The following is a 6,731-nucleotide window of genomic DNA, read 5'->3' as shown; positions in this document are numbered from 1 at the left end:
CTTCGTAAGCGCCTACAACTTTGGCCGCCGCCTCAAGACCCTGCGTGGTCTCACGCCCTACGAGGCCATCTGCAAAGCATGGTCCACCGAGCCCAGCCGCTTCAGGTCAAACCCGCTCCACCAAATGCCGGGACCAAACACCTAGTAGGTGAATGCGGTTTCCTCGCAGTGGCTGCCAACTATGGGCTGGCGTGATCGACAACCTGTTCGAGGCCGCGGTGCTGAGTCGCGGGCCGGCGAGGGCTATGAACAAGAGGTAAGCCTCGGCGCTTCCTCATGAGCCGGCGCGCTCCTCCTGAGCCGTGGCAAGGAGGAATCTATGCGTACCTTAATTCTTGCAGCGCTGGCTGGTGTAGGTCTCGCTGGCCTGACCCTACCGGCGGCGGCCGTACCTGCTGGTCCGGTAGCAGGCATTTCGTCACCGTCCGACATGCTCACCACCGTGCGGATGAGGCACCACCGAAGGCGGCACCGGATGATGTCGCGGACCCAACGGAGATATCCCGGCGCCAGCTTCGCCCGGAACAAGACGCCGGGAGCACCCGCTGGCAGCGGTGGCGGCAATGGGGTGACCGGTAGCTACGCCGCGCCCAGCGGCAAGTAGACCTGCGCTATCGCAGGGAAACCAGCCCGCCCGGCCCAGCGCCGCGGCGGGCTTTTCTATTTGCTCAAGTGCGGCCGTCGGAACGACCATCAGCCCGTCCGGATTGTCCCGCTACATGCGATCCGAGGGCACATGCCATGCTGAAGGTCACCTACATCGACTTCCATGAGAAGCCGGGCAGCGCGGTGCACAGCGGCTGGTACATCACCGACTCGAACGGGTCGATGATCGGCGGTGCGCATCGCTAAGAGGATCAGGCCAGCGGTTTGCGAGCGTTGCTTGCCCTGAGCTAACCCGACCGCGTTCGCCGATCTCAGCCCGCCCGGTTCGCCGCGGCGGGCTTTTTCGTTTCAGGACTTGCGAGTTCCAGCCGCCTCCCAGCTCTGCCCGATCTCGTGTAGCACTAGAATGGCGCCCGCCGTCGATACGGTTGGGTGAACCGAGGCGCCGCCCTGAGCAGCCTGAACCACGGCCGCAGCCTCCTTATGGGTGATCAGGCCCTTGGTGATCATCAGTTCGCCCAGCTGGGAAACCAGCATACCGCTGGCCATCGAGACTTCACGCGCGTCGCGACCTTGGAAGTTCGACATCGTCTGCACCTCTCGGGCGGGGCGACCCCCGCCTCGAGCGTCCCGAGGCGGCCACCCGATCACGGCTCGGTCACCATCACCGCCCATCCGACTTAACGCGCCGCAAAGCTTATCGGCTCACGCGGGGGTGATCTGACGCTCGATTGCCTCGTGAGCAGATCGGGGCGGGGCCGAGCGGCTGATCCGCTTACAAGCCGCGCGACGGTGTGCGGATCCGACAGGCTTAGGCGTAACAGTCGGCACGCTCCCGCCGAAAATCACACTTCCATGGAGGAAGGCGATAGCGAGCCGTAATAATCAATGAGAGGTCGAGGCTCTCTTGCATCATTACTGCGGCATTCGCCTGATGGCGTCGACGTTCTCAGGCGAGAGATCGGCTTCAAGGCTGTGATGATGCCGAGCCTCGACGCGCTTAGCCTCAGCGTGGTCCACCTTCGTTGCAGGGGCTTTCGGATTTACTGAGCCGGTCGTCATTGGGACGTTACGGTTCGGCCAGTCCTCCAGTTTCAGAGCCCTCGCTGGCTTCTGGTCACCGCAACCGTCGCAGACCGAAACCACCCAGGACTGCCAAAGGCCGTTAGTTTTCTCATCCACCGACTTCGCCTGCTCGCGATGGGCAGACGCCAGGGCAACAGTGTCGAGGTCGGATTGCTGCTTGGGCTGAGGAGCTGACTGTAGCTCCTCCAGCCGAACATCACGCCGTTCCGGCGGAGCAACGACGGGGACAGGAACAGTCAATGAACCAGTCTCGCTAGGCTCTGGAGTGCAACCTCGGCAGACCTGCTGGCTGATAGCGTCGTCCGCTGCCTGACGGGGCGTCAGCCGCTCGATAGGCTTCACCGAGGTCGGGCTCGCATCTCGGCTCGGCGGCTTGGTTTGACCAACGGCGGTGGTATTGGGGACCTTCTCGACAGCGAGCGGATCAGAGCCGCCATTGCCGCCATCCGTTTGAGCGAATGCTGACACCGAGAGCGCGAGAGCGAGAATAGAACATAGGATAGGAATGCGAATGTTGGTCATGGCTTCCTCCATGACGCTTTAATCGACAAACTTGTAAGAGGTTCACCACGAAACGGCGGCGAGCCTCGTCAGCTCATGCGAGCATGGCGAGGCAAACTGAGGCTCCACCGCGGACATCCTTTCGTGTCATGGGGTTAGGCTTCGCACGTGGCCTGCGCCCCACCGGCAGCAACGACGAGAGCGAGGGTGGTGAGGGCTGTGCGCATGGGTGCAGGATAGCCGCCGGGATGGCTGTGTCGAGCTATCAGACCCAAAAGGCCAGGCCTACGCGATGGCGAGCAACAGTGGGCAGGCGTGAGAAAATCAGGAGGCGCCCGTCAGCCGGTGTTGCAGGTGCGCCCTTTTCTTAGCCATTCTGCCGAAAGCAACCCTACGTGCGTTGTGCGCCGCGGAATGAACTTATATGTTAATGGAGCAGTTTGTTGCAAGCTACCTCCATGCAGGCCGCCTCGTTCTCATCCCCCACGTGCTCAGAAAGCCGATGCTGCGGCATGTCTATGCGACACACGAGGTCCAGACGATGCTCTGCCAAGCACCTCGGGTCGCGCGCTATCGGAGGAGACACGTCAGTGCGAGGCAGCATGTCGACACTTTCACAGAAGGGTTGCGAATAGCAGTCAGATTTCCGCCATCTAAATCAGTCGTTGCTCACACAGCTTTGCTTGATATGAGGCACGAAGAAATATGGGAGATGCGATGCAGAGATCCTTCGCCAGGCATTCGCATATTCGGTCGGTTCGCAGCAAAAGATAAATTTATTGCATTGACATGGGATTATAAAGAGAATTGCTTAACCCAAGAGCAGTATGAATGGCAGAAGAGACAATGTGAACGCACATGGACATCATTGTTTGTCGCGATGCCGCCGCACATTGGAGACCATGCCGATGACTACATCTCAAATACCTTCCTTGTCTGAGACTACGCACCCAGATGCAGAAATCCCAAATGATTGCCTTGTTTATTTTCAGGATCGGCTTCGCAGCCGCTTATACGACTTGGTGATTGGAGAGTTTGAGCAAGCGAGGATTGATGGACTCACACAAGCAAAACTAGCCAGAAGACTTGGAAAAAAGCCCGAGCAGATTCATAAATGGCTTTCAAGTCCTGGCAATTGGACCTTAAATACAGTCAGCAATTTACTCTTGGGCATTAGTTCGACTGAGCTAACAATGGGTTGTGACCGTGTTTTTATAGCGCCAACGCTTAATGACTTAGAAACACCAGGCTCTGAGTTGGCTGTCGACCAACGTAAATCGAATGATAATTTTGGAACAAACTATAGTAGCGGCAACATAGAGGGCTATTACTATCCATCTCAATCGGTTCAGGTTGGGGACATGATCAATGTCCTTGCCACAGTCATCAAGTCTGGGGGAGAATGAAACATGGCGGAGCAGGTTCCTCAAGTCCAAGTTGTGAGATCACCAAATTTTCAAGATATTTACAGTAATCAGACGTACATTGCATTGAGCGGATTTGATGCGACTGTAACTTTCTCTCGCTTGGTAAATTTTGCTGGGAACAATGTAATTGAGGAACTTTCCTCAATTAGACTCTCGCCTCAAGCCTTGAAGGTGCTCGCAGAGACACTGACGAACGCCACCGCCGCCTGGGAAGCAGAATTTGGCCACATCGAGACAAAGGAGATCCCTGTCAATACAGTTGAGCTAATGCGGAAAGGTGTTCAAGCGGCTAAAGCCGGCATCAAGTCTCTGCGAGCTGCGCATGAGGAGTCTTTGAAAAAATCTTGATGCCTTAAGGTCGGCTTACGGACGTCTGGTGGGACCGGTAGGACTCGAACCTGCAACCAGACCGTTATGAGCTGTCGGCTCTAACCATTGCGCTACAGGCCCATGTGCCCGCATGGCCATCGCTGGTCTGCAGGTACAATTCGCATGTCGTTGGCAGAAGACGCGCCGAACGGCCCTACTCGGCTGCCTCCGCCTTATCGCCGTCCTCCCGGTCGTCCTTGGTATCGCCCTCGTCCTCATCATCCGAGGCAGGATCCGCTGCAGCAGCCGCAGCAGAAGTGCCGGCGCGGTATGTGTCGCCGTCTCGATCCAGCTCACCGCTGTTCGCCATCACGCTGAGGTATGTGTTCAGGGTGTTGGCTGCCACGTCCATCAGGCGTTCGCTGATCTCAGCGTGAGTCAGCCCCTCGGAACCGGCTTCCCCCAAGAGCGCCTTCAACCGCCCCTTGGCAGAGTTGGCCCGAGGCCCGCGGGGACCACGGGTGGCGCGAGGTTGACCCTCTTCCGCGGGAGCGCGACGCCGCTTCAGCTGATCGTCGGCCGGCTCATCCAGCGACGCACCTTCGACGATCGATGCGAGCGAGCGCTCGGCGAGGCGGAGTTTCGTCAGCTCGCCAGCCACTCGCTCGTACTCAGCCTGGAGGGTCTCACGCTGCTGCCTCACGCTGGCCAAAGCCTTCGCGAGCGTATCGTCATTTGCCATCGGTAAATCGACTTCCTTGGTCCTATGGTCGGAGTTGGAGGGCGCATTCCCGAACCGGATCATTGCGCCCCCTCCAGATCCTCGCAGTGCCGCACGTAACCTTGGCCGGCTAGCTCACTCAGCATCATCAGGGTCCAAGCTTCGCCCACGTCGGACCGGCGGCGCCTCGGGATACACGAACCGCCGAGAGACCCAGCCCTCGACCTTCCGGTAGCGCACGAAAACCCAGTTGCCGTTGCGCTCACCGGTCGGGACTATCCCGCGGCCGTCCGGTGGGATGACACCCACGATCCGAGCGTCGGACGTCGGAAACTCGCGCACGTTCAGCACATCGTTCGGCGCGGTGTCGATCACGCGTAGCGTTGCCTGTGCGCAGGCAGCGGTTGAGATCGCCACGGCCATCAAGCCGATGAGCAGAGCACGCCTCATTTCAGGTAGCCCTTCGCCTTCAGGTGCTCGGTGAGAGCTTCGCCCGGTATCAGTGCCGCACAGGCGACACAACGCCCACAAAGGTCGCCATGCCGTTCGCTTCGACCATCGCGGTGAAGGCTTCGTAGGCCTCCTGATCCGTCACAAAGGTCTCAGCCCAAGCGGTGGGGCGCCCCGACGACAGGTCGACTACAACCAACCGCCACGGATTCTGAGTGCCGGCATAGCGGTAGATCTCGACATCGACGGTCTCACCATCCCGGCTGAATGAGCCAGACAGCGGGGAGTGCTCCAGTTCGTGGTTGTCTAGGTCTAGATCTGGCTCCAACATTCGTGGCTCCGCTAAGACCGCTTCGCGTTCAAGGCTTCCTCAACGAGGCGGCGGATGGCTTCGGAGCGGGACGGTAGGTCGGGCTGGAGACGGCGCCAATCATCTATAGACGCCGCCTGCAGGTCGGTAAGGCGCAACTGTACAGCGACAGGGAATTCGCGCCCCGCTGGCCTCCCAGCCTTTTTCGAATTTACCGGAATTGACATCAGCATATTTCTGCTTTACCAGAACTGCGGGCCGAACGGAAGGGCTCATTCTTCCATCCGACCCTAACCCTGCAACGTCTGGGATCTACGTGACATGGCTATCCACCACCCTACACCGCCCATCAGCGGCGGTGAACGCCCGCGCTTGCCTTCAACACAGGTAGGACCGGTCACACAGGCCATCCGTACAATGCGAGCGGCCAATCCGGCCATAAGCGACACGGTGTCGTGTTTGCAGAGCCGCATGGCCCAGTTCACCCACGGCATCCGTGCCCTGTCCCGCACCGAAGTCGAGGATCTGATCGGCGGCCTGATCGATCTCCTCGACGCGATGGACGGCGACGTGGACCGCGAGCCCGAGGTGCTGGACGCCTCGGCTGCCGAATGGACCGGACGCGGCGCTCACCGCTTCAATGTGGGAGAAGCGGCATGAGCAGCCATCCCGCGTTCAATGCCGTCGATAGCATGGAAGGGGATATCCGGGATCTGGGCCGGTGGGCCATGCTTCTCAACCGCCTCGGCACAACCGAAACCCCGATTGAGCCGGAAGAGATCTACGTCATCAGCATCGTGCTGCTGGACATGGCCCGGCGACTCGACACGCGACGCACGGAAGCTTTCCGCAAGGTCGGGGGGAGGGCCTAATGACCGCCCCTGCTAATCGCCGCAGCTTCCTGCGCGGCCTCACCACGCTCCCGCTGATCGGCGGAAGTGTGGCCCTCATCGGAGCGCCGGCCGCCGTGGCCGAGCCTGTCACCCCGCGGCTGCTCCGCGAGTACCACGACTGGCTCATGTTCGAGCGGAGCTGCCTTGTCCGTGAGATGGCGGAGGAAAGCGCCGCCAGCGAAAGCATCAACTGCTGCCACGGCGAAGCACTTCGCTGGCACCGTGTCCGCGGTAAGCTTCGTCTGGACAGCGAGGGGCAGCCCATGGGCGACGGCGTGTCGTTCCCGTCCACCCGCGCCGCCCTCGTGCTCAGCGCGGTTGGCTGCGACTGGCGGGAGGGCTCGGCATGGCTGTGAACCCGTCCACCCGCCGCGCCGCGCTCGGCGCCATCCTCACGGCTCCGCTGGCATCCGCGTCGGCCCGCGCCG

At 60.4% G+C, this 6,731-nt stretch carries 10 protein-coding genes and 1 pseudogene; 6 read left to right on the top strand and 5 right to left on the bottom strand.

Annotated features, from left to right (window positions below):
- Positions 1 to 145: pseudogene (locus tag MKK75_RS04050) on the top strand (IS481 family transposase); the annotation flags it as partial.
- A gap of 809 nt (positions 146 to 954) precedes the next feature.
- Here MKK75_RS04050 and MKK75_RS04045 read toward each other — a convergent pair.
- On the bottom strand, positions 955 to 1,194 hold the full coding sequence (locus tag MKK75_RS04045) for a hypothetical protein (RefSeq protein ID WP_244041347.1): 240 nt from the start codon (positions 1,192 to 1,194) through the stop codon (positions 955 to 957).
- Between the two features lie 327 nt (positions 1,195 to 1,521).
- A complete protein-coding gene (locus MKK75_RS04040; RefSeq protein ID WP_244041346.1) occupies positions 1,522 to 2,214 on the bottom strand; it encodes a hypothetical protein in 693 nt (230 codons plus the stop codon).
- An 887-nt stretch (positions 2,215 to 3,101) separates the two neighbouring features.
- Between MKK75_RS04040 and MKK75_RS04035 the strand changes: the two genes are divergently transcribed.
- Together MKK75_RS04035 and MKK75_RS04030 are read left to right on the top strand one after the other, a co-directional pair.
- The gene (locus MKK75_RS04035; RefSeq protein WP_244041345.1) at positions 3,102 to 3,599 is read left to right on the top strand and encodes a helix-turn-helix domain-containing protein; all 498 of its coding nucleotides are present in this window, start codon (positions 3,102 to 3,104) and stop codon (positions 3,597 to 3,599) included.
- Between the two features lie 3 nt (positions 3,600 to 3,602).
- Positions 3,603 to 3,968: a DUF3467 domain-containing protein gene (locus MKK75_RS04030; protein WP_244041344.1), complete on the top strand. Its 366-nt coding sequence runs from the start codon at positions 3,603 to 3,605 to the stop codon at positions 3,966 to 3,968.
- Positions 3,969 to 4,143: 175 nt separating this feature from the next.
- Here the strand turns inward: MKK75_RS04030 and MKK75_RS04025 are convergent, their stop codons facing one another.
- The 3 genes from MKK75_RS04025 to MKK75_RS04015 all read right to left on the bottom strand — a co-directional run bounded on the left by MKK75_RS04025 (position 4,144) and on the right by MKK75_RS04015 (position 5,431).
- A complete protein-coding gene (locus MKK75_RS04025; protein ID WP_244041348.1) occupies positions 4,144 to 4,671 on the bottom strand; it encodes a hypothetical protein in 528 nt (175 codons plus the stop codon).
- 114 nt (positions 4,672 to 4,785) lie between these two features.
- The gene (locus MKK75_RS04020; protein ID WP_409567518.1) at positions 4,786 to 4,992 is read right to left on the bottom strand and encodes an SH3 domain-containing protein; all 207 of its coding nucleotides are present in this window, start codon (positions 4,990 to 4,992) and stop codon (positions 4,786 to 4,788) included.
- Between the two features lie 157 nt (positions 4,993 to 5,149).
- On the bottom strand, positions 5,150 to 5,431 hold the full coding sequence (locus MKK75_RS04015) for a hypothetical protein (protein WP_244041342.1): 282 nt from the start codon (positions 5,429 to 5,431) through the stop codon (positions 5,150 to 5,152).
- Between the two features lie 450 nt (positions 5,432 to 5,881).
- Here MKK75_RS04015 and MKK75_RS04010 point away from each other — a divergent pair, with 450 nt between their 5' ends.
- From MKK75_RS04010 to MKK75_RS04000, 3 genes are read left to right on the top strand one after another with little or no spacing between them, the layout of a single operon-like run.
- Positions 5,882 to 6,070, top strand: a complete 189-nt coding sequence (locus MKK75_RS04010) for a hypothetical protein (protein ID WP_244041341.1) — start codon at positions 5,882 to 5,884, stop codon at positions 6,068 to 6,070.
- The gene (locus MKK75_RS04005; RefSeq protein WP_244041340.1) at positions 6,067 to 6,282 is read left to right on the top strand and encodes a hypothetical protein; all 216 of its coding nucleotides are present in this window, start codon (positions 6,067 to 6,069) and stop codon (positions 6,280 to 6,282) included. Before MKK75_RS04010 ends, MKK75_RS04005 begins: the two co-directional genes overlap by 4 nt.
- Entirely contained in the window at positions 6,282 to 6,659 is a 378-nt protein-coding gene (locus MKK75_RS04000; protein ID WP_244041339.1) for a hypothetical protein, read from the top strand. Before MKK75_RS04005 ends, MKK75_RS04000 begins: the two co-directional genes overlap by 1 nt.
- The last annotated feature ends 72 nt before the right edge of the window (positions 6,660 to 6,731 follow it).

This window comes from Methylobacterium sp. J-030, from assembly GCF_022829545.1.
Lineage (GTDB): Bacteria > Pseudomonadota > Alphaproteobacteria > Rhizobiales > Beijerinckiaceae > Methylobacterium.
The sequence above is the reverse complement of the archived record's forward strand: the minus strand, read 5'-3'. Positions and strand labels throughout refer to the sequence as shown.